The sequence below is a fragment of the Micromonospora sp. NPDC005161 genome (assembly GCF_053599855.1).
Genome location: NZ_JBSFYQ010000006.1, coordinates 118,220 through 140,286 on the forward strand (window position 1 = coordinate 118,220; position 22,067 = coordinate 140,286).

The following is a 22,067-nucleotide window of genomic DNA, read 5'->3' on the forward strand; positions in this document are numbered from 1 at the left end:
CACGCCATGATCCGGCATTCGCGTACCCCCGCGCGTAGCGCCCTGGTCGCGCTTCTCACCCTGGCCGCGGCGGTCCTGGCCGCCGTGGTGGCGCCGCCCTCGCCCGCGTTCGCCGCACCGACCTTCAAGGCGCCGTTCCCCTGCGGGCAGCGGTGGACGTACGACCACCACAGCGCCGAGGTCCGACAGGCGCTGGACTTCGTCCGCGCCGACGGCGCCACCACCGGAGGCACCCCGCAGGTCGCCTCCGCCGCGGGGGTGGCGCGGCACTACTCGCAGCCCAGCGGAGCCGGCAACTATCTCGTCATCGACCACGGCGGCGGCTGGACCACCTACCACTTCCACCTCAGCGCCTACTCCGTGCCCAACGGCGCGTACGTCCAGCAGGGCCAGCAGATCGGCATCACGGGCAGCACGGGAAACTCCTCCGGGCCGCACGTCCACTACGAGCAGCTCTACAACGGTGTCGGGCAGACGATCGCCATCAACGGCGTCTCGCTCGCCCCCTACCCGTCGCAGTACAACCAGAAGTACCTGGTCAGTGACAACTGCGGCGGGTCGCCCGGCAGCCGGTACCTGGCCGGCTCGCCGACCGACTTCACCGGGGACGGCCGCGACGACATCGTCGCGTTCACCCGTGGGTCGCTGAACGACGTGTACGTGTCGCCGTCCACCGGGACCTCGTTCGCCGGGACGTCGGTGAAGTGGAACGACTTCTTCGGGCTGAGCGACGAGACGCTGCTGTCCGGGGACTTCAACGGCGACGGGCGCGACGACGTCGTGGCGTTCACCCACGGCTCGCTCGCCGACGTGTACGTGGCACTGTCGACCGGGTCGTCGTTCGCGGGCGCCACGAAGTGGCACGACTGGTTCGCGCCGAACACCGAGGTCGCCGCGGTGGGGGACGTCAACGGCGACGGCCGCGACGACATCATCGCCTTCACGCACGACGGCGCCGGGGACGTGTACGTCGCGCTGTCCGCCGGGTCGTCGTTCACCGGTACGGCGCTGAAGTGGCACGAGTACTTCTCGATCGCCGGCGAGTATCCGGCCCTCGGCGACGTCAACGGCGACGGCAGGGACGACATCATCACCTTCACCCAGGGGCCGGCCACGGCCTCGGACGTGATCGTCGCCCTGTCCACGGGATCCTCGTTCGGCGCCGCGCAGACGTGGCATGACCTGTTCGCCGTCGGGACGGAACAGCCGCGAGTCGGGGACATCAACGGTGACGGTCGCGACGACATCGTGACGTTCACCTGCAACGCCGACGCCGACGTCTACGCGGCCGTCTCCACCGGCACCTCCTTCGCCGGCACCACCGTCAAGTGGAACGACTTCTTCTGCCTGGCCGGCGAGTTCCCCTACCTCGGTGACTACGACGGCGACGGCAGGGACGACATCATCGCCTTCACCAGGGGCAGCCTCAACGACGTCTACGTCGGCCTCTCGGCCGGCACCGCCTTCCTCGGCGGCGTCAAGTGGCACGACTTCTTCGGCCTGCCCAACGAGACGACCCTCTGACCGCCGCGCGCGGGTGGCCGGCTGACCGGGGGGTCCGGCAAGGCCGGACCCCCCGGTCAGCGGAGGCCGCGACGACCCTGTCGCGGCCTCTGGCCGGTCAGGGCGCCCAGGGGGCGGCAATCGTCCAGGTGCTGTCGGCGGCCCACAGCGTTGGCGTGTTGTACGGGTCGCCGCCGGCGCCGTTGCTGAGCCATACCTCCGAGTTGTAGTGCCGCAGGTACCTGCCCCGGAAGTTGTACGACCCCAGCGACACGCCGGTGCCGGTCAAGCCCACCCGTGCGCACCAGGTGGCGTCGGCGCGGGTGAGCGCGGAGCCGTCGTTCGGCGAGTTGCGTACCCGCGAGTTCTGGTGCCGCAGGTACTGCCCGGGAGAGTTGACCGACTCGAACGAGTAGCCCCGGACGCGGTGTTCGGCTACAACGACCTGGTCGCCGTCGGCGCGCTGCGGGCGTTGACCGAGGCCGGCCACCGGGTGCCGGAGGACGTCGCATTCATCGGCATCGACGACATCGAGGAGGGACGCTTCAGCACACCGACCCTCACCACCATCGCGCCGGACAAGGAAGCGATCGGCCGTCTCGCGGTACGCCGCCTCGTCGCCCGGATCGAGGGTACCGAGGTCACGGCGCCGCTGACCGTGCAGACGCCGTTCCGGCTGATCCGCCGAGAGAGCACCGGCACGCCTCACCAACGTCCGTGAGCGTGCACCCGCGGGGAGAAAACTCGGGTGCTGTCGCCCTGTCGGTCCGCTATCGTCCGCCGGATGGATCTTGAAATCGTGACGGTCGCGCAGCGCCCCGAGCTCGCGCCGCTGCTGGACGACTTCGACGGCGCCTGGCCGGAGTTCATGGGCTGGGATCCGATGGCTTCGCTGTACTACGCGGTGGCCAACGAGCTGTACCCGGAGTTCGTCCTGCTCGCCATCGACCCCGCTGAGCCCGGCCGGGCGCTGGCACGGGCCTACAGCGTGCCGCTGTCCTGGACCGAGGAGGGACTGCCGCCGGGCGGATGGGACCGGGTCGTGCAGCGGGCGACGATCAACCGCCTCGCCGGCATGCCGACGAACACGGTGTCCGCGTTGGAGATCTGCATCCGCCCCGAGGCTCGCGGTCGGGGACTGTCCGCCCGGATGCTCGACGCGATGCGCGAGAACGCCCGCCGGCTCGGCTACCACACCCTGGTCGCGCCGGTACGCCCCAGCGGCAAGCACGCGGTTCCCGATGAGCCGATGGACCGGTACGCCTTCCGGGTCCGCGACGACGGCCTGCCGGTGGACCCGTGGTTGCGTACGCACGTCCGTGCTGGCGGGGTGATCGAGTCCGTGGCGCCCCGGTCGATGACCATCCCGGGCACGTTGCAGGAGTGGCGGCGGTGGACCGGCCTGCCGTTCGACCGCACCGGCCCGGTGCGCGTGCCGGGCGCGCTCGTCCCGGTCCGCTGCGACGTCGAGCATGACCACGGCGTCTACGTCGAACCGAACGTGTGGGTCCGCCACCGGCTCTGACCGGAGTTGTGGATGGATCGGAGCGGCCGGCCCCGCCGGGATCCATAGCGCCGGCGGTACGACCCAGAGAGGATGTCCTATTCGATCCATTGATCTCAATATGATGACCGCATCGTGAATCAGGTGCGCTCACGAGGCGTGCCGTCCTGATGCGGAGGAATGCATGGTCCGTTGGCGTACCCTCACCGGCCTCCTGGCCACCGTGTTGGCCGCGGTGACCGCGGGCAGCCTCACTGTCGCGGCCCCGGCGGCCGCGGCCGACGTCACTCCGACGCCCAACGTCGTCGGTGGCACCCGGGCCGCCCAGGGCGAGTTCCCCTTCATGGTCCGGCTCTCGATGGGGTGCGGCGGGGCCCTGTACAGCTCGCGGTTGGTGCTCACCGCGGCGCACTGCGTGGGCGCCACCGGCACCAACACCAGCATCACCGCGACGCTCGGCGTGGTCGACCTCCAGTCGTCCAGCCGGATCACCGTCCGGTCGAACTACGTCTACCGGGCTCCCGGCTACAACGGCAACGGCAGGGACTGGGCGCTGATCCGGCTGGCCACCCCCGTCACCGGGCTGAGCACGTTGAAGATCGCGAACACCACCGCGTACGACAGCGGCACCTTCACCGTCGCCGGCTGGGGCGCCGCCCGCGAGGGTGGCTCGCAACAGCGGTACCTGCTCAAGGCGACCGTCCCGTTCGTCAGCGACTCCACCTGCAACTCCTACTACGGCGGGGACATCATCCCCGCACAGGAGATCTGCGCCGGCTACGCCAGCGGTGGCGTGGACACCTGCCAGGGAGACTCGGGCGGCCCGATGTTCCGCCGCGACGCCAGCAACGCCTGGGTCCAGGTCGGGATCGTCAGCTGGGGCAACGGCTGCCTCCGGCCCAACTACCCGGGCGTCTACACCCAGGTGAGCTACTTCGCCTCGACGATCGCCTCGGCCGCCGCGAGTCTCGGCGGCTGACCGTACGCCGAGCGGGTGGCCCGGCCGGCGACGGCCGGGCCACCCGCGTGCGCCGTCACCGCCCTGGCTGCCGGCCGGGAAACGCGTGGCGATGGACGCTGCTCCGCGCGTTCGTGGGACACACGCCGGGGCAGCGGCGGTGCGCCGGTGGTGATCAGCGACCCTCGGGGACGGCCATCTCGCCGAGCAGCGACCAGTCCTGCTGCGGCACGGTGGCGTTCACGATGCGCGGCGTCTCGGCCAGGTGGGGCGGCAGGTCCTGCTGTGCCTTGCGGAAGTGGGCGGACTGCACGTGCGCCGCGCCGGCCTCGTCGTCGCGAAACGCCTCGACCAGCACGTACTCGGTCGGGTCGTCCAGGCTGCGGGACCAGTCGAACCATAGACAGCCCGGCTCGGCCCTGGTCGCCCCGGTGAACTCGGCGGCGATCTGCGGCCACCGGTCAGCGTGCTCGGGCAGAACCCGGAACTTGGCGGTAATGAAGATCATGGCGTCCAGGCTACCCAGACCACCGGGGATCGGCAGCCGCCATCCCGTGCGCCCGTGCCCGGTCCGTGCGGTGGTTCGCCTCGGGAATTAGTAAGGATTGTGAACAGTAGGTGTTACAGTCACTCCTGTCGATGTACTGCCGAGTCATCGGCACGTGGTATCCCAGGAAGGAGTGATCCCATGTCGAGACTGCGGGCCCTGGTCGCACTTGCGGCACTGGTCGTCGCCGGCGGACTGGTGGCAATCATCCCGGCGACCGCCGCATCCGCTGCGGCCTGCGCAGCGTCGTGGCAGGCCTCGGCCGTCTACACGGGAGGCGCCCAGGTCTCCCACAACGGCCGCAACTACCAGGCGAAGTGGTGGACGCAGAACGAGGCGCCGCCGGGCACCACCGGCGTATGGCAGGACCTCGGCGCCTGCGGGGGCGGCACCACACCGCCGCCCACGGGCAGCTGCAACCACCCGAACTGGGTCGCCGGCACCTGGTACGCCACCGGCAGCATCGTGCGGTACACCAACGGTCTGTACTACATCGCCGAGCACGACAATCCCGGCTACGACCCCGTCATCAGCACCTGGTACTGGGAGCCCTACACCTGCAGCGGGACGCCGCCCACCAACCCGCCCACCAACCCCGGCGGCTTCGTGGTCAGCGAGGCCCAGTTCAACCAGATGTTCCCAGGTCGCAACTCCTTCTACACGTACTCCGGGCTCGTCGCCGCCCTCAGCGCCTACTCGGCGTTCACCAGGACCGGCAGCGCGACCGTCCAGCGCCAGGAGGCGGCGGCCTTCCTGGCGAACGTGCACCACGAGACCGGCGGACTCGTCCATGTGGTGGAGCAGAACACCGCGAACTACCCGCACTACTGCGACCCCGGCCAGCCGTACGGCTGCCCGGCGGGGCAGGCCGCCTACTACGGGCGCGGGCCGATCCAGCTGAGCTGGAACTTCAACTACAACGCCGCCGGAAACGCCCTCGGACTGCCCCTGCTGACCAACCCGTGGCTGGTGCAGAACGATGCCGCGGTGGCCTGGAAGACCGCCATCTGGTACTGGATGACCCAGAACGGGCCGGGCAGCATGACCGCCCACAACGCGATGGTCAACGGCGCCGGTTTCGGCGAGACCATCCGCAGCATCAACGGCTCGATCGAGTGCAACGGCGGAAACCCCGGCCAGGTGCAGAGCCGGGTCACCAGGTACCAGCAGTTCGTGGGCATCCTGGGCGTGCCGGCCGGAGCCAACCTCTACTGCTGACACGCGGGCGGGCCTCGTCGCCGCGCGGCGACGAGGCCCGCCCGCGTGTCAGCAGTAGAGGTTGGCTCCGGCCGGCACGCCCAGGATGCCCACGAACTGCTGGTACCTGGTGACCCGGCTCTGCACCTGGCCGGGGTTTCCGCCGTTGCACTCGATCGAGCCGTTGATGCTGCGGATGGTCTCGCCGAAACCGGCGCCGTTGACCATCGCGTTGTGGGCGGTCATGCTGCCCGGCCCGTTCTGGGTCATCCAGTACCAGATGGCGGTCTTCCAGGCCACCGCGGCATCGTTCTGCACCAGCCACGGGTTGGTCAGCAGGGGCAGTCCGAGGGCGTTTCCGGCGGCGTTGTAGTTGAAGTTCCAGCTCAGCTGGATCGGCCCGCGCCCGTAGTAGGCGGCCTGCCCCGCCGGGCAGCCGTACGGCTGGCCGGGGTCGCAGTAGTGCGGGTAGTTCGCGGTGTTCTGCTCCACCACATGGACGAGTCCGCCGGTCTCGTGGTGCACGTTCGCCAGGAAGGCCGCCGCCTCCTGGCGCTGGACGGTCGCGCTGCCGGTCCTGGTGAACGCCGAGTAGGCGCTGAGGGCGGCGACGAGCCCGGAGTACGTGTAGAAGGAGTTGCGACCTGGGAACATCTGGTTGAACTGGGCCTCGCTGACCACGAAGCCGCCGGGGTTGGTGGGCGGGTTGGTGGGCGGCGTCCCGCTGCAGGTGTAGGGCTCCCAGTACCAGGTGCTGATGACGGGGTCGTAGCCGGGATTGTCGTGCTCGGCGATGTAGTACAGACCGTTGGTGTACCGCACGATGCTGCCGGTGGCGTACCAGGTGCCGGCGACCCAGTTCGGGTGGTTGCAGCTGCCCGTGGGCGGCGGTGTGGTGCCGCCCCCGCAGGCGCCGAGGTCCTGCCATACGCCGGTGGTGCCCGGCGGCGCCTCGTTCTGCGTCCACCACTTCGCCTGGTAGTTGCGGCCGTTGTGGGAGACCTGGGCGCCTCCCGTGTAGACGGCCGAGGCCTGCCACGACGCTGCGCAGGCCGCAGCGGATGCGGCGGTCGCCGGGATGATTGCCACCAGTCCGCCGGCGACGACCAGTGCCGCAAGTGCGACCAGGGCCCGCAGTCTCGACATGGGATCACTCCTTCCTGGGATACCACGTGCCGATGACTCGGCAGTACATCGACAGGAGTGACTGTAACACCTACTGTTCACAATCCTTACTAATTCCCGAGGCGAACCACCGCACGGACCGGGCACGGGCGCACGGGATGGCGGCTGCCGATCCCCGGTGGTCTGGGTAGCCTGGACGCCATGATCTTCATTACCGCCAAGTTCCGGGTTCTGCCCGAGCACGCTGACCGGTGGCCGCAGATCGCCGCCGAGTTCACCGGGGCGACCAGGGCCGAGCCGGGCTGTCTATGGTTCGACTGGTCCCGCAGCCTGGACGACCCGACCGAGTACGTGCTGGTCGAGGCGTTTCGCGACGACGAGGCCGGCGCGGCGCACGTGCAGTCCGCCCACTTCCGCAAGGCACAGCAGGACCTGCCGCCCCACCTGGCCGAGACGCCGCGCATCGTGAACGCCACCGTGCCGCAGCAGGACTGGTCGCTGCTCGGCGAGATGGCCGTCCCCGAGGGTCGCTGATCACCACCGGCGCACCGCCGCTGCCCCGGCGTGTGTCCCACGAACGCGCGGAGCAGCGTCCATCGCCACGCGTTTCCCGGCCGGCAGCCAGGGCGGTGACGGCGCACGCGGGTGGCCCGGCCGTCGCCGGCCGGGCCACCCGCTCGGCGTACGGTCAGCCGCCGAGACTCGCGGCGGCCGAGGCGATCGTCGAGGCGAAGTAGCTCACCTGGGTGTAGACGCCCGGGTAGTTGGGCCGGAGGCAGCCGTTGCCCCAGCTGACGATCCCGACCTGGACCCAGGCGTTGCTGGCGTCGCGGCGGAACATCGGGCCGCCCGAGTCTCCCTGGCAGGTGTCCACGCCACCGCTGGCGTAGCCGGCGCAGATCTCCTGTGCGGGGATGATGTCCCCGCCGTAGTAGGAGTTGCAGGTGGAGTCGCTGACGAACGGGACGGTCGCCTTGAGCAGGTACCGCTGTTGCGAGCCACCCTCGCGGGCGGCGCCCCAGCCGGCGACGGTGAAGGTGCCGCTGTCGTACGCGGTGGTGTTCGCGATCTTCAACGTGCTCAGCCCGGTGACGGGGGTGGCCAGCCGGATCAGCGCCCAGTCCCTGCCGTTGCCGTTGTAGCCGGGAGCCCGGTAGACGTAGTTCGACCGGACGGTGATCCGGCTGGACGACTGGAGGTCGACCACGCCGAGCGTCGCGGTGATGCTGGTGTTGGTGCCGGTGGCGCCCACGCAGTGCGCCGCGGTGAGCACCAACCGCGAGCTGTACAGGGCCCCGCCGCACCCCATCGAGAGCCGGACCATGAAGGGGAACTCGCCCTGGGCGGCCCGGGTGCCACCGACGACGTTGGGCGTCGGAGTGACGTCGGCCGCGGCCGCCGGGGCCGCGACAGTGAGGCTGCCCGCGGTCACCGCGGCCAACACGGTGGCCAGGAGGCCGGTGAGGGTACGCCAACGGACCATGCATTCCTCCGCATCAGGACGGCACGCCTCGTGAGCGCACCTGATTCACGATGCGGTCATCATATTGAGATCAATGGATCGAATAGGACATCCTCTCTGGGTCGTACCGCCGGCGCTATGGATCCCGGCGGGGCCGGCCGCTCCGATCCATCCACAACTCCGGTCAGAGCCGGTGGCGGACCCACACGTTCGGTTCGACGTAGACGCCGTGGTCATGCTCGACGTCGCAGCGGACCGGGACGAGCGCGCCCGGCACGCGCACCGGGCCGGTGCGGTCGAACGGCAGGCCGGTCCACCGCCGCCACTCCTGCAACGTGCCCGGGATGGTCATCGACCGGGGCGCCACGGACTCGATCACCCCGCCAGCACGGACGTGCGTACGCAACCACGGGTCCACCGGCAGGCCGTCGTCGCGGACCCGGAAGGCGTACCGGTCCATCGGCTCATCGGGAACCGCGTGCTTGCCGCTGGGGCGTACCGGCGCGACCAGGGTGTGGTAGCCGAGCCGGCGGGCGTTCTCGCGCATCGCGTCGAGCATCCGGGCGGACAGTCCCCGACCGCGAGCCTCGGGGCGGATGCAGATCTCCAACGCGGACACCGTGTTCGTCGGCATGCCGGCGAGGCGGTTGATCGTCGCCCGCTGCACGACCCGGTCCCATCCGCCCGGCGGCAGTCCCTCCTCGGTCCAGGACAGCGGCACGCTGTAGGCCCGTGCCAGCGCCCGGCCGGGCTCAGCGGGGTCGATGGCGAGCAGGACGAACTCCGGGTACAGCTCGTTGGCCACCGCGTAGTACAGCGAAGCCATCGGATCCCAGCCCATGAACTCCGGCCAGGCGCCGTCGAAGTCGTCCAGCAGCGGCGCGAGCTCGGGGCGCTGCGCGACCGTCACGATTTCAAGATCCATCCGGCGGACGATAGCGGACCGACAGGGCGACAGCACCCGAGTTTTCTCCCCGCGGGTGCACGCTCACGGACGTTGGTGAGGCGTGCCGGTGCTCTCTCGGCGGATCAGCCGGAACGGCGTCTGCACGGTCAGCGGCGCCGTGACCTCGGTACCCTCGATCCGGGCGACGAGGCGGCGTACCGCGAGACGGCCGATCGCTTCCTTGTCCGGCGCGATGGTGGTGAGGGTCGGTGTGCTGAAGCGTCCCTCCTCGATGTCGTCGATGCCGATGAATGCGACGTCCTCCGGCACCCGGTGGCCGGCCTCGGTCAACGCCCGCAGCGCGCCGACGGCGACCAGGTCGTTGTAGCCGAACACCGCGTCCGGGGCTACTCGTTCGAGTCGGTCAACTCTCCCGGGCAGTACCTGCGGCACCAGAACTCGCGGGTACGCAACTCGCCGAACGACGGCTCCGCGCTCACCCGCGCCGACGCCACCTGGTGCGCACGGGTGGGCTTGACCGGCACCGGCGTGTCGCTGGGGTCGTACAACTTCCGGGGCAGGTACCTGCGGCACTACAACTCGGAGGTATGGCTCAGCAACGGCGCCGGCGGCGACCCGTACAACACGCCAACGCTGTGGGCCGCCGACAGCACCTGGACGATTGCCGCCCCCTGGGCGCCCTGACCGGCCAGAGGCCGCGACAGGGTCGTCGCGGCCTCCGCTGACCGGGGGGTCCGGCCTTGCCGGACCCCCCGGTCAGCCGGCCACCCGCGCGCGGCGGTCAGAGGGTCGTCTCGTTGGGCAGGCCGAAGAAGTCGTGCCACTTGACGCCGCCGAGGAAGGCGGTGCCGGCCGAGAGGCCGACGTAGACGTCGTTGAGGCTGCCCCTGGTGAAGGCGATGATGTCGTCCCTGCCGTCGCCGTCGTAGTCACCGAGGTAGGGGAACTCGCCGGCCAGGCAGAAGAAGTCGTTCCACTTGACGGTGGTGCCGGCGAAGGAGGTGCCGGTGGAGACGGCCGCGTAGACGTCGGCGTCGGCGTTGCAGGTGAACGTCACGATGTCGTCGCGACCGTCACCGTTGATGTCCCCGACTCGCGGCTGTTCCGTCCCGACGGCGAACAGGTCATGCCACGTCTGCGCGGCGCCGAACGAGGATCCCGTGGACAGGGCGACGATCACGTCCGAGGCCGTGGCCGGCCCCTGGGTGAAGGTGATGATGTCGTCCCTGCCGTCGCCGTTGACGTCGCCGAGGGCCGGATACTCGCCGGCGATCGAGAAGTACTCGTGCCACTTCAGCGCCGTACCGGTGAACGACGACCCGGCGGACAGCGCGACGTACACGTCCCCGGCGCCGTCGTGCGTGAAGGCGATGATGTCGTCGCGGCCGTCGCCGTTGACGTCCCCCACCGCGGCGACCTCGGTGTTCGGCGCGAACCAGTCGTGCCACTTCGTGGCGCCCGCGAACGACGACCCGGTCGACAGTGCCACGTACACGTCGGCGAGCGAGCCGTGGGTGAACGCCACGACGTCGTCGCGCCCGTCGCCGTTGAAGTCCCCGGACAGCAGCGTCTCGTCGCTCAGCCCGAAGAAGTCGTTCCACTTCACCGACGTCCCGGCGAACGAGGTCCCGGTGGACGGCGACACGTACACGTCGTTCAGCGACCCACGGGTGAACGCGACGATGTCGTCGCGGCCGTCCCCGGTGAAGTCGGTCGGCGAGCCGGCCAGGTACCGGCTGCCGGGCGACCCGCCGCAGTTGTCACTGACCAGGTACTTCTGGTTGTACTGCGACGGGTAGGGGGCGAGCGAGACGCCGTTGATGGCGATCGTCTGCCCGACACCGTTGTAGAGCTGCTCGTAGTGGACGTGCGGCCCGGAGGAGTTTCCCGTGCTGCCCGTGATGCCGATCTGCTGGCCCTGCTGGACGTACGCGCCGTTGGGCACGGAGTAGGCGCTGAGGTGGAAGTGGTAGGTGGTCCAGCCGCCGCCGTGGTCGATGACGAGATAGTTGCCGGCTCCGCTGGGCTGCGAGTAGTGCCGCGCCACCCCCGCGGCGGAGGCGACCTGCGGGGTGCCTCCGGTGGTGGCGCCGTCGGCGCGGACGAAGTCCAGCGCCTGTCGGACCTCGGCGCTGTGGTGGTCGTACGTCCACCGCTGCCCGCAGGGGAACGGCGCCTTGAAGGTCGGTGCGGCGAACGCGGGCGAGGGCGGCGCCACCACGGCGGCCAGGACCGCCGCGGCCAGGGTGAGAAGCGCGACCAGGGCGCTACGCGCGGGGGTACGCGAATGCCGGATCATGGCGTGACTCCTGTCGGGGCTCAGAGGGTCGTTTCGCCGTTGAGGCCGAAGTAGTCGTGCCACTTGGTGGCGCCGAGGAAGCTGGTGCCGGTGGAGAGCCCGACAAAGACGTCGTTGGTGGCGCCCCTGGTGAAGACGATGATGTCGTCCCTGCCGTCGCCGTTGGCGTCGCCGAGGTAGGGGAACTCGCCGGCCAGGCAGAAGAAGTCGTTCCACTTCACCGTGGTGCCCGCGAACGACGTGCCGGTGGAGACCGCCGCGTAGACGTCGCCGTCGGCGTTGCAGGTGAACGTCACGATGTCGTCCCGACCGTCACCGTTGATGTCCCCGACACGCGGCTGCTCCGCGCCGACGGCGAACAGGTCGTGCCACTTCTGCGGCGCGCCGAACGAGCCGCCGGTCGACAGCGCGACGATGACGTCGCTCGCGGCGACCGGCCCCTGGGTGAACGTGATGATGTCGTCCCTGCCGTCGCCGTTGACGTCACCGATCGCCGGGAACTCCCCGGGGATCGAGAAGTACTCGTGCCACTTCACGCCGGGCCCGAAGCCGGTGCCGGTGGACAGCGCCACGTACACGTCGGCGTTGGTGTCGTGGGTGAAGGCGATGATGTCGTCGCGACCGTCCCCGTTGACGTCGCCGACGGCGGCGACCTCGGCCCCCGGCGCGAACCAGTCGTGCCACTTCAGTCCACCGCCGAAGCTCGTGCCGGTGGAGAGGGCCACGTACACGTCGGCGAGGGTGCCGTGGGTGAAGGCGATGACGTCGTCTTTGCCGTCGCCGTTCACGTCTCCGGGGAGCAGGGTTTCACCGGTGAGACCGAAGAAGTCGTTCCACTTGACGGAGGTGCCGGCGAAGGAACTCCCGGTGGAGGTGGCCACGTAGACGTCGTTGAGGCTGCCCTGCGTGAAGGTGACCACGTCGTCCCGGCCGTCACCGGTGAAGTCGGTCGGTGATCCCGCCAGGTACCGGCCCCCCGACCCACCGGCGTTGACCAGGGAGATGTAGTAGTTCCAGTTCCAGTTCGGCCCGGGATCGGTGTGGTCGTTGCCGGGCATCTCGTTGTGCCCCTTGATCGCGTTGCGGTTCTTCGGCAGCCCGTACCTGTCGCAGAGGTAGCGGGTCAGCGCGGCCGACGACCGGTACATGGCGTCGGTGAACCAGGCCGGGTTGTCCACGAACCCCTCGTGCTCGATACCGACGGAATACGGATTCGCCGAGCGCGCGTGGTAGGCCGTGTCGCCCTCGCGGACCATCTGGGTGATCTCACCGTTGCTGGACTTCACGACATAGTGCGCGCTCACACCCGCCGACGGGTTCTGGAACCAGCTCACCGTGCCCGCGTACGACCCCTGGGTCACGTGCACCACCACCGTGGTGATCCGCGACGACCGGCCCGCCTGGTAGTTGCCGCCGTAGGCGGGGACCCAGCGGGCCGGTCCGTACTCCGGTACCGCCGCGGCGGCGGCGACGTTCGGGCCGGTGGCGCCCGCGGGGGCGACCCGCGCGTAGCGGCCCAGCTCGGGTCGGACCGGGTACGGCGCGATCCGTACCGAGCCGGTCACGATGCCGGTTCGCAGGAGGTCGTATACGTGGTCGGCGTAGAGCCGGGCCGTCGCGTCGTTGACGGCGGCGCTGTACCGCGCCACGACCGGATACCAGGCGGAGAGCCGGCCGCGCGCACCCGCCGTCAGGCCTTCGCTGTCGGCCAGGTCGCGGAGCACCGCGGCGCCGCCCCGGACGTTGGCGGAGGTGACCGAGCGCAACCGGTCGACCGGCTCACCGGTGAGCGTGGCCGCCCGTTCGAGACTGTGCTGGGTGGGGTTGCTGACGAGGTGCATGACGCCGTAGCCGTTGGCCTGGCTGGGCAGTCCGCCGTGCTCCTCCAGCCGCGACTCACCGTAGGCGACGGCGATCAGCAGGTCCCGTGGCACGTCGTGCTCGCTGGCTGCGCGGTCGAACGCCGAGGCGAGTGGACCGGGGGCGACGGGTTGGGAGGCCGCCGCCGGCGCGGCCGTCATCTGGCCGGCGAGTGCCGCCGTCAGGAGCAGGGCGCAGGCGCGCCGCGAGAGTCTGGTCAGTCGCATGGGAGCCTCCAGTTCGCCGGTCACAGCGTCGTCTCGCCGTTGAGGCCGAAGTAGTCGTGCCACTTGGTGCCGCCGAGGAAGCCGGTGCCCGTGGAGAGCCCGACAAAGACGTCGTTGGTGGCGCCCCTGGTGAAGACGATGATGTCGTCCCTGCCGTCGCCGTTGGCGTCGCCGAGGTAGGGGAACTCGCCGGCCAGGCAGAAGAAGTCGTTCCACTTCACCGTGGTGCCCGCGAACGAGGTTCCGGTGGAGACCGCCGCGTAGACGTCGGCGTCGGCGTTGCAGGTGAACGTCACGATGTCGTCCCGACCGTCACCGTTGATGTCCCCGACACGCGGCTGCTCGGCGCCGACGGCGAACAGGTCGTGCCACTTCTGCGGGGCGCCGAACGAGCCGCCGGTCGACAGGGCGACGATGACGTCACTGGCCGCGGCGGGGCCCTGGGTGAACGTGATGATGTCGTCCGCGCCGTCGCCGTTGACGTCACCGAGGGCCGGGAACTCGCCGAACGGGCTGAAGTACTCGTGCCATTTCAGGCCGGGTCCGAACGAGGCGCCGGTGGAGAGGGCGACGTACACGTCGCCGGCGGGATCGTGGGTGAACGCCACGATGTCGGCACGGCCGTCGCCGTTGACGTCACCGACCGCGCCGATCTCCGCGCCCGGCGCGAACCAGTCGTGCCACTTCAGGCCACCGCCGAACGAGGTGCCGTTGGACAGCGCGACGTAGACGTCGCCGGTGTTGCTGTGGGCGAAGGTGACGATGTCGTCCCGGCCGTCGCCGTTGACGTCGCCGGTCGAGGCGGTCTCGCCACCGATGGAGAAGAAGTCGTTCCACTTCACGGAGGTGCCGGTGAAGGAACCGCCGGTGGACGTGCCCACGTAGACGTCGGCGAGAGTGTTCTGGGTGAAGGTGACGACATCATCGCGGCCGTCGCCGGTGACGTCGGTGGTGGATCCACCGGCGATGGCGTGGGTACGGGCCGCCTCGTTGAGCTGGGTTCGGGCGGTGGCCGCCACCTGGTCGTACCGGTCGGGGAAGCCCGACCGTTGAACGCACTGGGCGACCTGACCCGCGCTGTAGCCGGGGTTGTTGCGGTCGCAGACGATCGCCCTGGTCACGTACTGGGTGCTGGCGTAGACCGGGTCCATGATCTGCTCCGGAGTGCCCCAGCCGTAGTCCCAGCGCTGCTGGAACACCCCGAGCGACGACTTGTCGCCACACGGCAGGTTGTTCATGTGCGACTCGACCCAGCCCGCCTCGAAGGCGGACAGCGTCACCTTGTCGTTGGCGTTGTGGGCCCGCGCGACCCGGTAGACCACCAGGGTCACGGCGGGGTCGCGGTTGGCGGGGATGGAGGGGCAGGCCAGGATGCCGATCGGGTCGGCGTCGGCCGGCGTCGCGGTGACCGTCGCCGCGGCCACGCCGAGGGCGACCAGCAGGGCCAGGAGAGTACGTCGCACGGTGCTCCTCGCAGGGTCGGGGGGGTCAGCTCGGGGCTTCGCGTACCGGTCTCCGGCGCTGATATCGATTGCCGAGTGTGCCATCAGGGCGATGATTCCTGTCAATGCGTTCCGAAGATTTCCTTCACCATGCGGGCGGCAGCGGGCAGGTATTGACATCGATGGTGGTTGCAGGTTTACTCGCCGGTAATCGATGTCCGGCCGCTCACCAGCAGAGGACCCGCCATGGGTATGCGTCGCCGCTCGTTCATCGGTCGCGTCGCCGCGGTTGGCGCCGCCAGCGCCCTCGGGGGCGCCGGGGCCGTCCTGACGGCGCCCGGGCCGGCCCAGGCCGCCGTGTGGAAGAAGCGGTTGACCGGCGCGGACCTCGACACCAACAGCCGGTGGCGGGTCGCCGGCACCGACCTCGGCATCCCCTACGTGCTGGAGAACGGGTCGATCGGCTACCTCTTCGGTGACACCTTCGACACGCCGTGGCCGGAGGGCCCACCCCTGCCGAACGACTGGCGGTCACCGGTCATGTTGCGCTCCGCCGTCCACCCGGGCGCGCCGGACGGAGTGGTCTTCGACAGCGCAGCGCGGGTCGCGGGCAACGGCCGGGCTCCCGAGCTGATGCACAACGGCCACCACGGCATCGGCATCGACGGTCTCCCGGAGGTGACCGTCATCCCCAACGACGGCATCAGCTTCCCCGAGACCGGCCGGCAGCTCATCTCGTACATGAGCATCGAGAACTGGAACTCGGCCGGCCCGGCGGGACCCCACTGGAAGTCGCGCTACGCGGGGCTGGCCTACTCCGACAACGGCAACGACTTCATCCGTACGCCCCTGAAGTGGTGGAACAGCTCGGACAACAAGGATCCGTTCCAGATGTGGACCATGCAGCGCGCCGGTGATCACGTCTACGTCATCTCCGTACGAGCAGGCCGCCAGAACGGCCCGATGATGCTGCGTCGCGTCCGGTGGGACCGCCTCTTCTACCCCGAATCGTATGAGGGGTGGGGTTGGAACGGCACGAACTGGGGCTGGGGACGGCCCTGCACACCCATCCTCACCGGCCGCTTCGGCGAGCCGTCCGTACGCCGCCTGGGCGACGGCACCTGGGTCATGTCGTACCTGAACTGCCAGACGGGGTGTCTGGTCACCCGGACCGCTCCGGGGCCGGACCAGGTGTGGACGGCGGAGAAGATCCAGGTCACGAGCTGGCAGGAGCCTGCCCTCTACGGTGGGTTCATCCATCCCTGGTCGAGCCGCGACGCCAACGACCTGCACCTGATGGTCTCGAAATGGACTCGTACGCCGGACGGCCGCAGCAACGCCTACCACGTCAGCCAGTTCGTCGGCTCGGCCTGACCCCGGTGACCCGGCGGGTACTCCTACTGCTTGAATTGGATTACCAGCCGTCGAGCCATTAGGGGCCCATGCGTGACAGCCTCCCTCCCGTCGGGCGAGGCCGCGCACGACGCCCGCCGCGCACGGCAGTGGTTGTCCGGGCACGCCCGAGGCGAAGGCGTGGACCGCCGGCAGCTGATCGAGCTGGGCACCGCGATGGGCGCGCTCGCCGCCGCCGCCGACGAACCTCGCCCCGCCGGTGTCGCGCCCGAGCCGACCGCTGGTGCGGCGATCGTCAAGCCGCTCCCCCCGGGCCTGCTCACCCACCACGACAGCAACGCCGAGATGCGGTGGGAGGCCATGGCGGGGCAGGGCCACGTGGTCCCGATTGACCGGTTCTTCGTCCGCAACCACACAAGCACCCCGCGGGTGGATGTCGACACGTGGCGGTTGCGTCTGTTCGGCACCGGCCTGCGGGGCAGCCCGACGCGGGACGACGCGGTCGAGTTCGACTACGACGACCTGCGGACCATGCCCGCCGAGGAGACCACGGCCCTGCTGGAGTGCGCGGGCAACGGCCGCCGCCACTTCGCCTCCCAGCAGGCCCACGAGACGCCGGGGGTCGCGTGGGGTCTCGGCGCGGTCGGGGTGGCGCGCTGGCGGGGCGTACGACTCTCGACCGTGCTCCGCCACGCCGGCCTGACCGACGCCGCGGTCGACGTGCAGCCCGAGGGCCTGGATCCGGACTACGTGACCGGCGGGGTGAACCTCGGCCGGGTGCGCCGACCACTTCCCGTCGGCAAGGCCCTCGACGACGTGTTGCTGGCGTACGAGATGAACGGGACGACACTGCCGGCCGACCACGGCTTCCCGGTGCGGTTGGTGGTGCCGGGCTGGATCGGTATCGCCTCGATCAAGTGGGTCGGCCCCGTGGAGGTCTCCGCCACAGCCCTCTTCTCACCGTGGAACACCCAGTTCTACCGCATGTTCGGCCCCGGTCATCCCGCCGACGGCGACCCTCTGACGACCCAGACAGTCAAGAGCGCCTTCGAACTGCCCTGGGACGCACGCCTGCCGGCAGGCGTGGACGTGCTGCTGCGGGGACGATCCTGGTCCGGAAACGGGCCGATCCGGTCCGTCGAGATCAGCACGGGTGATCGCGACGACTGGCAGCCAGCCACCCTGGAACGCCACGACGAGGGCGGGGCCTGGCAGCGGTGGACGGCCGTCTGGCGCCCGCCGGGGCCGGGCCGGTGGACCGTGCGCGCGCGGGCCACGGACGTCACCGGGGCCGGCCAGTCGGAACAGGCCCGTCTCAATGCCCTGGGGTACGTGTTCGACGGCATCGTCCGGCACCCGGTGACGGTCGACTGACCCCGGCGGCAGGGCGGTACCCGTACACCGCGTTTCGCAGTTGTGGAAACGTGGGTCTGGTCCGCTTTCGGCGCTGTCGCTCGCCCACCGGAACCGCGCGTCGCGGCCCCTCGCTCCCACCACGCGGCGGGCAACCGATGCGGCGTCACCTGCCGTCGTGGTGGTCGTTTCCCCGGTCATGAGGGAAATGCGGCGACCGGTTATCCCCACCGTCCGTCGTGGTCGGTCCGATCGGGTCCGTCTCCGTTCGGTTGGCCGCAACGTCGCGGCCAACCAGGACCGGCACGGCGCTCGGCGCCGGCTCCCGGGCACCCCGATCCGGGCCGCTCAACTGCGCTGACGCAGGCAAGGACCGGCTCGCAACTTGCATCCGGCCGGCATTGACCCGTCCGTTGCACCACGCAATTACGACGTCCAATAAATAGACGACTGCCAATCTTGACTTGTGCAGCTCGTCAGCGCACCGTGAAGAGTAAGAGGCAGATGCGCGCCATTATCGGCCCGACTGACGCGGTTCGCTGAATGGGGGCGCTGCCGATTTCACGCCGCGCGCAACAGGAGGCGTTACATGCGGTTGAATCCGTTCACCGGGACCTATCTCAGCGATCCGGCCAGCGTGTGGCGACGCATTCTCGACGATCCCGCCGGGGTGCACTACGCCGAGGATCTGGGCCTGTGGTTGATCAGCAGGCACGAGCACGTCCGGCCCGCGCTCGCCGATGCCGGGACCTTCGGCAACGCCCTCACACTCGCTCCGGTCTACGAGGTCTGCCCGGAGGCGATGAGCGTCATCATGCAGATCGACGCGCCGCCCACCACCGCCGCCGCGGATCCGCCCGTACACCCCCGCACCCGTCGGGCCCTGCGCGCGACCTTCGCGAACACCCCGGACCGGGTCGAGGCCCAGTACGGCCCGATCGTCCGTCGCCGGGTCGACCAACTGGTGTCCCGGCTGGTGTCCCGGCTGGTCGCCCGCCAGGGCCGGCAGGTCGATCTCGTCCCGGAATTCGCCACCGCGCTTCCCCTGCTGGTCGTCCTGGACATCCTCGGAGTGCCCGACGCCGACATCAGGCGGATTCGGAGTTGGGCGGACGGCCAGATCGCCCTCATCTGGGGGCGGCCCGATCCGGAGGAACAGGTACGCCTGGCGCAGGGTCTGCTCGAGTTCTGGCACTACTGCCAGGAACTGGTCCGCCAACGGGCCGACGGTGGGCACCTCGGCGACGACTTCATCAGCCGGGCCCTGACCTACCGCGACGACGTGTTGACCGTGACCGAGGTGGCGAGCCTCGCCTTCAACCTCCTGGTCGCCGGCCACGAGACCACCGCCGGGCTGCTCTCCCACGCCCTCGACCAGGCGCTGTCCAGCCCGCAGCGGTGGCGGGCGATCGCCGCCGACCCGCTGTCCGTCCCCGCGTTCGTGGCCGAGACGCTCCGGTTCGCACCCGCCATCGACGGCTGGCTCAGGGTGACCCGCCGACAGGTCACCCTGGGGGACGTCACCATACCCGCCGGGGCACGCTGCCTGCTGTTGATCGGAGCCGCCAACCGGGACTCCGTGGTCTTCGCGCACCCGCCTCCGCACAGCACGCCCCCCGCTGAGCCGGACAGCTCTACGGAGGCGCCGACCGAACCGGCCGGGCTCCCCGCCAGGGAGCCCGGCCGGGCCGCGTCTCAGTGGTGGCGGCCCTCGCTCACCCGGTACGTGCGCAGGTTCGGGTCGGCCTTGATCTGCGCCTCGGTGTACTTGATCGTGTCCCAGCCCTTGCCGGAGTAGAGCGCGGTCTGGTCGCCGTACCAGGGGGAGTTCGGGTTGGTCGACTGGGAGTAGGTCAGGATCTGCCGCCCGGACGGCCCGTGCGGGCCCAACTCGACGGCCATCACGAACGACGAGCCGTGCACCACCTTCGGGTAGCCGACGCCCGGCACCCGGTTGTTGATGATCATGTTGAAGATGCCGGCCTCGGCGCGTCCACCATGGATCGGGATACGCCGGTCGCCGCGCGGCTCGGTCTGGATGTCGCCGAGACGGGCGTCGAGCGGGATGCCGGCGAGGCGCTGCACGGCGTCGGCGAGCGCGGTGCGGACGCCCGGGTTGGTGGTGTCGAGCCGGCGCGGCGTGCGCACCGGGTCGCTGACGGCGAAGGTGTCGGCGAAGCGCAGCCCGTTGGCCAGGACGAACTCGGTGAACAGGTGCGCGCCGCGGCTGTTCAGGTCGGCGTGCAGGTCCCAGCGGGCCAGTGCGGTGCAGGCGGCACGCAGGTCGACGGTCGCGCCGTTCGACGCGGTGCCGGTGGGCTGGGCGGTGCAGAGCGCCACCAGGTCGTCGCGGACCAGCTCACCGCCGTACACCCGGTTGCCGAAGACCGTCCGCCACAGCCGGTCGGCGGTGAACCCGCGCCCCGGCAGACCGTCGGTGCCGGCGAGGCGCTGCTGCACCTGGTCGAGGCCGAGACGGGTCCGCAGGCTGCGCGGGGTGCGTTCGTCGCCGATGATCCGCGCGTAGCCCTCCAGCGGGGCCTGCGGGTTGGCCAACCAGTAGCTGTCGTTGGAGTTGGTGACGTAGTCGGTGCGGAAGCGGACCGGCAGGTTCGCCGGGCCGAGGATGCCGGGCACGGCGGCGTCCGGGTCGGCGCCGAGCGCGCAGGCCGACCGGGAGCCGTCCAGGACGGCCTGGCCGCTGCTGGCGTAGAGCGGCTGGAACGGCGCCGGGATGCAGGCGGCGGCGAGGGCGTCGGTCACCCGGGGCACCACCGAGTGGTCGGCGTAGAGCGCCTCACCGCGGGCGTCGGCGGCGATCACGTTGACCCAGGGCAGGAACTGGTAGCGGTCGAGCACCCGCTTCAGGTCGCGGACCGTCTCGGCGCGGCCCATCTGCAACCAGCCGTCGAAGGCCCGGTTGTTGGTGGCGTTGATGTCGGTGATGGCGTACGCGGTGCCGGCGGTCCAGTCGAAGGTGCCGGGCACCACCACGACCGGCCCGAAGTGGGTGTCGTGGAAGGTCCGGCTGACCGGTACCGTGCCACCGCTCGGGCCGGGCACCTGGACGGTGACCGTGCGGGTGGTCATCTTTCGCGGCTTGCCGTCCACGTAGTACGACGTGGGGTCGCCAGGAACCAGCGCGAGGCGGTGCCACACGAACCGCCGGGCGGTGGAGACGGTGTGGCTCCACGCCATGGTGCGGTTGTGCCCGATCTCGACGATCGGGTCGCCGATCAGCGCGGCGCCCTCGACGTCGTACCGACCCGGCACCTTGAGGTGCATCCGGTAGAAGCGTTCCGCGCCGTCCCATGGAAAGTGCGGGTTGGCCAGCACCATGCCGCCCCGGTTGGCGGTCGCCGCCTCGCCGAGCCCGTAGGCGTTGCTGCCCACCCCGGCGGGCGCGCCGTCTTTCGCGGCGAGCACCGCGGCCGCGCCGGGCGCGTCCTGGGCGGCGGCCGGGCCGGTGGCGGTGGGCGGTGCGGCGGCGACGATCCCGTCGAGCACCGCCCGGGAGCCGGCCCGGACCATGCTGGCCCAGGTGGTACGCCAGATGTCCAGCTCGGTGAGCGGGCGCACCCACGGCTTGGCCCGGCACGCCGGGTCGGTGAGCTTCGCCGCACCGGTGCGGCGCAGGTAGGAGTTGTAGCCGGCGACGAAGCCGCGGATCTGGTCGCGGACGTCGTTGGACGGCGAGTGCACGCCGTCGCGGCGGCCGTCGAGCAGCCGCTGCACCGTCCGGTCGTCGATGGCCTTGCGGAAGAACAGGTCGCTGCGCACGTTCGCGTCGGTCGGGCCGGTCGCGCCGAAGTAGCGGGAGCGCTCGCCGTTGACCGTCACCACCTTCTCGGCGATCACGCAGAGGTTGTCCTCCGCCTGCACGTACCCCACCCCGAAGCCGAGGTTGGCGTAGCTGGTGGCGGTGATGTGCGGGACGCCGTAGGACGCGCGGCGGATCTCGGCCGAGTAGCCGCGATCGCGCTGGTGCGCGCCGGCCGGGGGTGTCGTCAACCCGGCCATGACCAGGCCCAGGACCACCCCCGCCGCGCCGAGGCGTTGTGCTGCTGTCACCGCGTCCTCCCCCCGTCGCGTCCCCCAGACGTCGTTGCCGGAGAGACATTCACGTTGGTCGGCATTCTCGTCGCTGCCGTGCCGTTCCGTACACCCCGGCGCGCCGACCGCGCGCCGTGGTGCGTTCAGTGGCAGCCCGCCGGCGCGCGGCGGCGAGGCCGCCACCGCCTCGGCGACGCGTCGGGCCTCGGTGTCGGTGGCGTGTCGGCACCCGTGTCGGCGGCGTGTCAGGGCGGTGTCAGGCGACCCGCGCAGGCTC

At 70.5% G+C, this 22,067-nt stretch carries 20 protein-coding genes; 10 read left to right on the forward strand and 10 right to left on the reverse strand.

The window, feature by feature from the left end; genetic code table 11:
- The first annotated feature begins 6 nt into the window (after positions 1 to 6).
- Complete coding sequence (locus tag ACWD5O_RS08355; protein ID WP_450084953.1) at positions 7 to 1,524, forward strand: FG-GAP-like repeat-containing protein; 1,518 nt, start codon at positions 7 to 9, stop codon at positions 1,522 to 1,524.
- A 97-nt stretch (positions 1,525 to 1,621) separates the two neighbouring features.
- Here the strand turns inward: ACWD5O_RS08355 and ACWD5O_RS08360 are convergent, their stop codons facing one another.
- A complete protein-coding gene (locus ACWD5O_RS08360) occupies positions 1,622 to 1,993 on the reverse strand; it encodes an AbfB domain-containing protein (protein WP_354966791.1) in 372 nt (123 codons plus the stop codon).
- Here ACWD5O_RS08360 and ACWD5O_RS08365 point away from each other — a divergent pair.
- The 3 genes from ACWD5O_RS08365 (at position 1,931) to ACWD5O_RS08375 (ending at position 3,986) form a co-directional block, all read left to right on the forward strand.
- On the forward strand, positions 1,931 to 2,224 hold the full coding sequence (locus ACWD5O_RS08365) for a substrate-binding domain-containing protein (protein ID WP_354966790.1): 294 nt from the start codon (positions 1,931 to 1,933) through the stop codon (positions 2,222 to 2,224). The two genes, ACWD5O_RS08360 and ACWD5O_RS08365, sit on opposite strands and share 63 nt — an antisense overlap.
- Positions 2,225 to 2,287: 63 nt before the next feature.
- Positions 2,288 to 3,028 (forward strand): GNAT family N-acetyltransferase, encoded by a 741-nt coding sequence (locus tag ACWD5O_RS08370; protein ID WP_354966789.1) that lies wholly within the window; start codon positions 2,288 to 2,290, stop codon positions 3,026 to 3,028.
- Positions 3,029 to 3,191: 163 nt separating this feature from the next.
- Positions 3,192 to 3,986 (forward strand): S1 family peptidase, encoded by a 795-nt coding sequence (locus ACWD5O_RS08375; RefSeq protein ID WP_450084954.1) that lies wholly within the window; start codon positions 3,192 to 3,194, stop codon positions 3,984 to 3,986.
- A gap of 154 nt (positions 3,987 to 4,140) precedes the next feature.
- On the opposite strand, the gene ACWD5O_RS08380 is transcribed toward ACWD5O_RS08375, so the two are convergent.
- Positions 4,141 to 4,473 (reverse strand): putative quinol monooxygenase, encoded by a 333-nt coding sequence (locus ACWD5O_RS08380; RefSeq protein ID WP_354966787.1) that lies wholly within the window; start codon positions 4,471 to 4,473, stop codon positions 4,141 to 4,143.
- A gap of 180 nt (positions 4,474 to 4,653) precedes the next feature.
- Between ACWD5O_RS08380 and ACWD5O_RS08385 the strand changes: the two genes are divergently transcribed.
- Positions 4,654 to 5,730 carry a glycoside hydrolase family 19 protein gene (locus ACWD5O_RS08385; RefSeq protein ID WP_450084955.1) on the forward strand — a complete coding sequence of 359 codons (1,077 nt, stop codon included), beginning with the start codon at positions 4,654 to 4,656 and terminating at the stop codon, positions 5,728 to 5,730.
- 48 nt (positions 5,731 to 5,778) lie between these two features.
- Here ACWD5O_RS08385 and ACWD5O_RS08390 read toward each other — a convergent pair whose 3' ends face one another.
- Positions 5,779 to 6,855, reverse strand: coding sequence for a glycoside hydrolase family 19 protein (locus ACWD5O_RS08390; RefSeq protein WP_450084955.1), 1,077 nt, complete (start codon positions 6,853 to 6,855; stop codon positions 5,779 to 5,781).
- A gap of 180 nt (positions 6,856 to 7,035) precedes the next feature.
- Here ACWD5O_RS08390 and ACWD5O_RS08395 point away from each other — a divergent pair, with 180 nt between their 5' ends.
- Positions 7,036 to 7,368 carry a putative quinol monooxygenase gene (locus ACWD5O_RS08395; RefSeq protein WP_354966787.1) on the forward strand — a complete coding sequence of 111 codons (333 nt, stop codon included), beginning with the start codon at positions 7,036 to 7,038 and terminating at the stop codon, positions 7,366 to 7,368.
- A 154-nt stretch (positions 7,369 to 7,522) separates the two neighbouring features.
- On the opposite strand, the gene ACWD5O_RS08400 is transcribed toward ACWD5O_RS08395, so the two are convergent.
- From ACWD5O_RS08400 to ACWD5O_RS08410, 3 genes are all read right to left on the reverse strand, one after another.
- On the reverse strand, positions 7,523 to 8,317 hold the full coding sequence (locus ACWD5O_RS08400; RefSeq protein ID WP_450084954.1) for a S1 family peptidase: 795 nt from the start codon (positions 8,315 to 8,317) through the stop codon (positions 7,523 to 7,525).
- 163 nt (positions 8,318 to 8,480) lie between these two features.
- On the reverse strand, positions 8,481 to 9,221 hold the full coding sequence (locus ACWD5O_RS08405; protein WP_354966789.1) for a GNAT family N-acetyltransferase: 741 nt from the start codon (positions 9,219 to 9,221) through the stop codon (positions 8,481 to 8,483).
- A gap of 63 nt (positions 9,222 to 9,284) precedes the next feature.
- The gene (locus ACWD5O_RS08410; protein WP_354966790.1) at positions 9,285 to 9,578 is read right to left on the reverse strand and encodes a substrate-binding domain-containing protein; all 294 of its coding nucleotides are present in this window, start codon (positions 9,576 to 9,578) and stop codon (positions 9,285 to 9,287) included.
- On the opposite strand from ACWD5O_RS08410, the gene ACWD5O_RS08415 reads away from it, so the two are divergent.
- A complete protein-coding gene (locus tag ACWD5O_RS08415) occupies positions 9,516 to 9,887 on the forward strand; it encodes an AbfB domain-containing protein (RefSeq protein ID WP_354966791.1) in 372 nt (123 codons plus the stop codon). The genes ACWD5O_RS08410 and ACWD5O_RS08415 overlap by 63 nt on opposite strands.
- A 97-nt stretch (positions 9,888 to 9,984) precedes the next feature.
- Here ACWD5O_RS08415 and ACWD5O_RS08420 read toward each other — a convergent pair whose 3' ends face one another.
- The 3 genes from ACWD5O_RS08420 to ACWD5O_RS08430 are packed head-to-tail and all read right to left on the reverse strand — an operon-like array spanning position 9,985 to position 15,052.
- Positions 9,985 to 11,502, reverse strand: coding sequence for an FG-GAP-like repeat-containing protein (locus ACWD5O_RS08420; protein WP_450084953.1), 1,518 nt, complete (start codon positions 11,500 to 11,502; stop codon positions 9,985 to 9,987).
- A 20-nt stretch (positions 11,503 to 11,522) separates the two neighbouring features.
- Entirely contained in the window at positions 11,523 to 13,589 is a 2,067-nt protein-coding gene (locus tag ACWD5O_RS08425) for an N-acetylmuramoyl-L-alanine amidase (RefSeq protein WP_450084952.1), read from the reverse strand.
- Between the two features lie 20 nt (positions 13,590 to 13,609).
- Positions 13,610 to 15,052, reverse strand: coding sequence for an FG-GAP repeat domain-containing protein (locus ACWD5O_RS08430; protein WP_450084951.1), 1,443 nt, complete (start codon positions 15,050 to 15,052; stop codon positions 13,610 to 13,612).
- 231 nt (positions 15,053 to 15,283) lie between these two features.
- Between ACWD5O_RS08430 and ACWD5O_RS08435 the strand changes: the two genes are divergently transcribed.
- The 3 genes from ACWD5O_RS08435 to ACWD5O_RS08445 all read left to right on the forward strand — a co-directional run bounded on the left by ACWD5O_RS08435 (position 15,284) and on the right by ACWD5O_RS08445 (position 19,535).
- Positions 15,284 to 16,405 carry a DUF4185 domain-containing protein gene (locus ACWD5O_RS08435; RefSeq protein ID WP_450084961.1) on the forward strand — a complete coding sequence of 374 codons (1,122 nt, stop codon included), beginning with the start codon at positions 15,284 to 15,286 and terminating at the stop codon, positions 16,403 to 16,405.
- Between the two features lie 72 nt (positions 16,406 to 16,477).
- On the forward strand, positions 16,478 to 17,758 hold the full coding sequence (locus tag ACWD5O_RS08440) for a sulfite oxidase (RefSeq protein WP_450084950.1): 1,281 nt from the start codon (positions 16,478 to 16,480) through the stop codon (positions 17,756 to 17,758).
- A 568-nt stretch (positions 17,759 to 18,326) separates the two neighbouring features.
- Positions 18,327 to 19,535, forward strand: coding sequence for a cytochrome P450 (locus ACWD5O_RS08445; RefSeq protein WP_450084949.1), 1,209 nt, complete (start codon positions 18,327 to 18,329; stop codon positions 19,533 to 19,535).
- Here ACWD5O_RS08445 and ACWD5O_RS08450 read toward each other — a convergent pair.
- Entirely contained in the window at positions 19,433 to 21,757 is a 2,325-nt protein-coding gene (locus ACWD5O_RS08450) for an acylase (protein ID WP_450084960.1), read from the reverse strand. The genes ACWD5O_RS08445 and ACWD5O_RS08450 overlap by 103 nt on opposite strands.
- Positions 21,758 to 22,067: the final 310 nt, after the last annotated feature.

Bases quoted from the DNA above. Each gene is read 5' to 3' on its own strand.
- ACWD5O_RS08355 (WP_450084953.1), top strand. From the start codon at position 7: ATGATCCGGCATTCGCGTACCCCCGCGCGTAGCGCCCTGGTCGCGCTT.
- ACWD5O_RS08370 (WP_354966789.1), top strand. From the start codon at position 2,288: ATGGATCTTGAAATCGTGACGGTCGCGCAGCGCCCCGAGCTCGCGCCG.
- ACWD5O_RS08375 (WP_450084954.1), top strand. From the start codon at position 3,192: ATGGTCCGTTGGCGTACCCTCACCGGCCTCCTGGCCACCGTGTTGGCC.
- ACWD5O_RS08380 (WP_354966787.1), bottom strand. From the start codon at position 4,473: ATGATCTTCATTACCGCCAAGTTCCGGGTTCTGCCCGAGCACGCTGAC.
- ACWD5O_RS08385 (WP_450084955.1), top strand. From the start codon at position 4,654: ATGTCGAGACTGCGGGCCCTGGTCGCACTTGCGGCACTGGTCGTCGCC.
- ACWD5O_RS08390 (WP_450084955.1), bottom strand. From the start codon at position 6,855: ATGTCGAGACTGCGGGCCCTGGTCGCACTTGCGGCACTGGTCGTCGCC.
- ACWD5O_RS08395 (WP_354966787.1), top strand. From the start codon at position 7,036: ATGATCTTCATTACCGCCAAGTTCCGGGTTCTGCCCGAGCACGCTGAC.
- ACWD5O_RS08400 (WP_450084954.1), bottom strand. From the start codon at position 8,317: ATGGTCCGTTGGCGTACCCTCACCGGCCTCCTGGCCACCGTGTTGGCC.
- ACWD5O_RS08405 (WP_354966789.1), bottom strand. From the start codon at position 9,221: ATGGATCTTGAAATCGTGACGGTCGCGCAGCGCCCCGAGCTCGCGCCG.
- ACWD5O_RS08420 (WP_450084953.1), bottom strand. From the start codon at position 11,502: ATGATCCGGCATTCGCGTACCCCCGCGCGTAGCGCCCTGGTCGCGCTT.
- ACWD5O_RS08425 (WP_450084952.1), bottom strand. From the start codon at position 13,589: ATGCGACTGACCAGACTCTCGCGGCGCGCCTGCGCCCTGCTCCTGACG.
- ACWD5O_RS08435 (WP_450084961.1), top strand. From the start codon at position 15,284: ATGCGTCGCCGCTCGTTCATCGGTCGCGTCGCCGCGGTTGGCGCCGCC.
- ACWD5O_RS08445 (WP_450084949.1), top strand. From the start codon at position 18,327: ATGCGGTTGAATCCGTTCACCGGGACCTATCTCAGCGATCCGGCCAGC.
- ACWD5O_RS08450 (WP_450084960.1), bottom strand. From the start codon at position 21,757: ATGGCCGGGTTGACGACACCCCCGGCCGGCGCGCACCAGCGCGATCGC.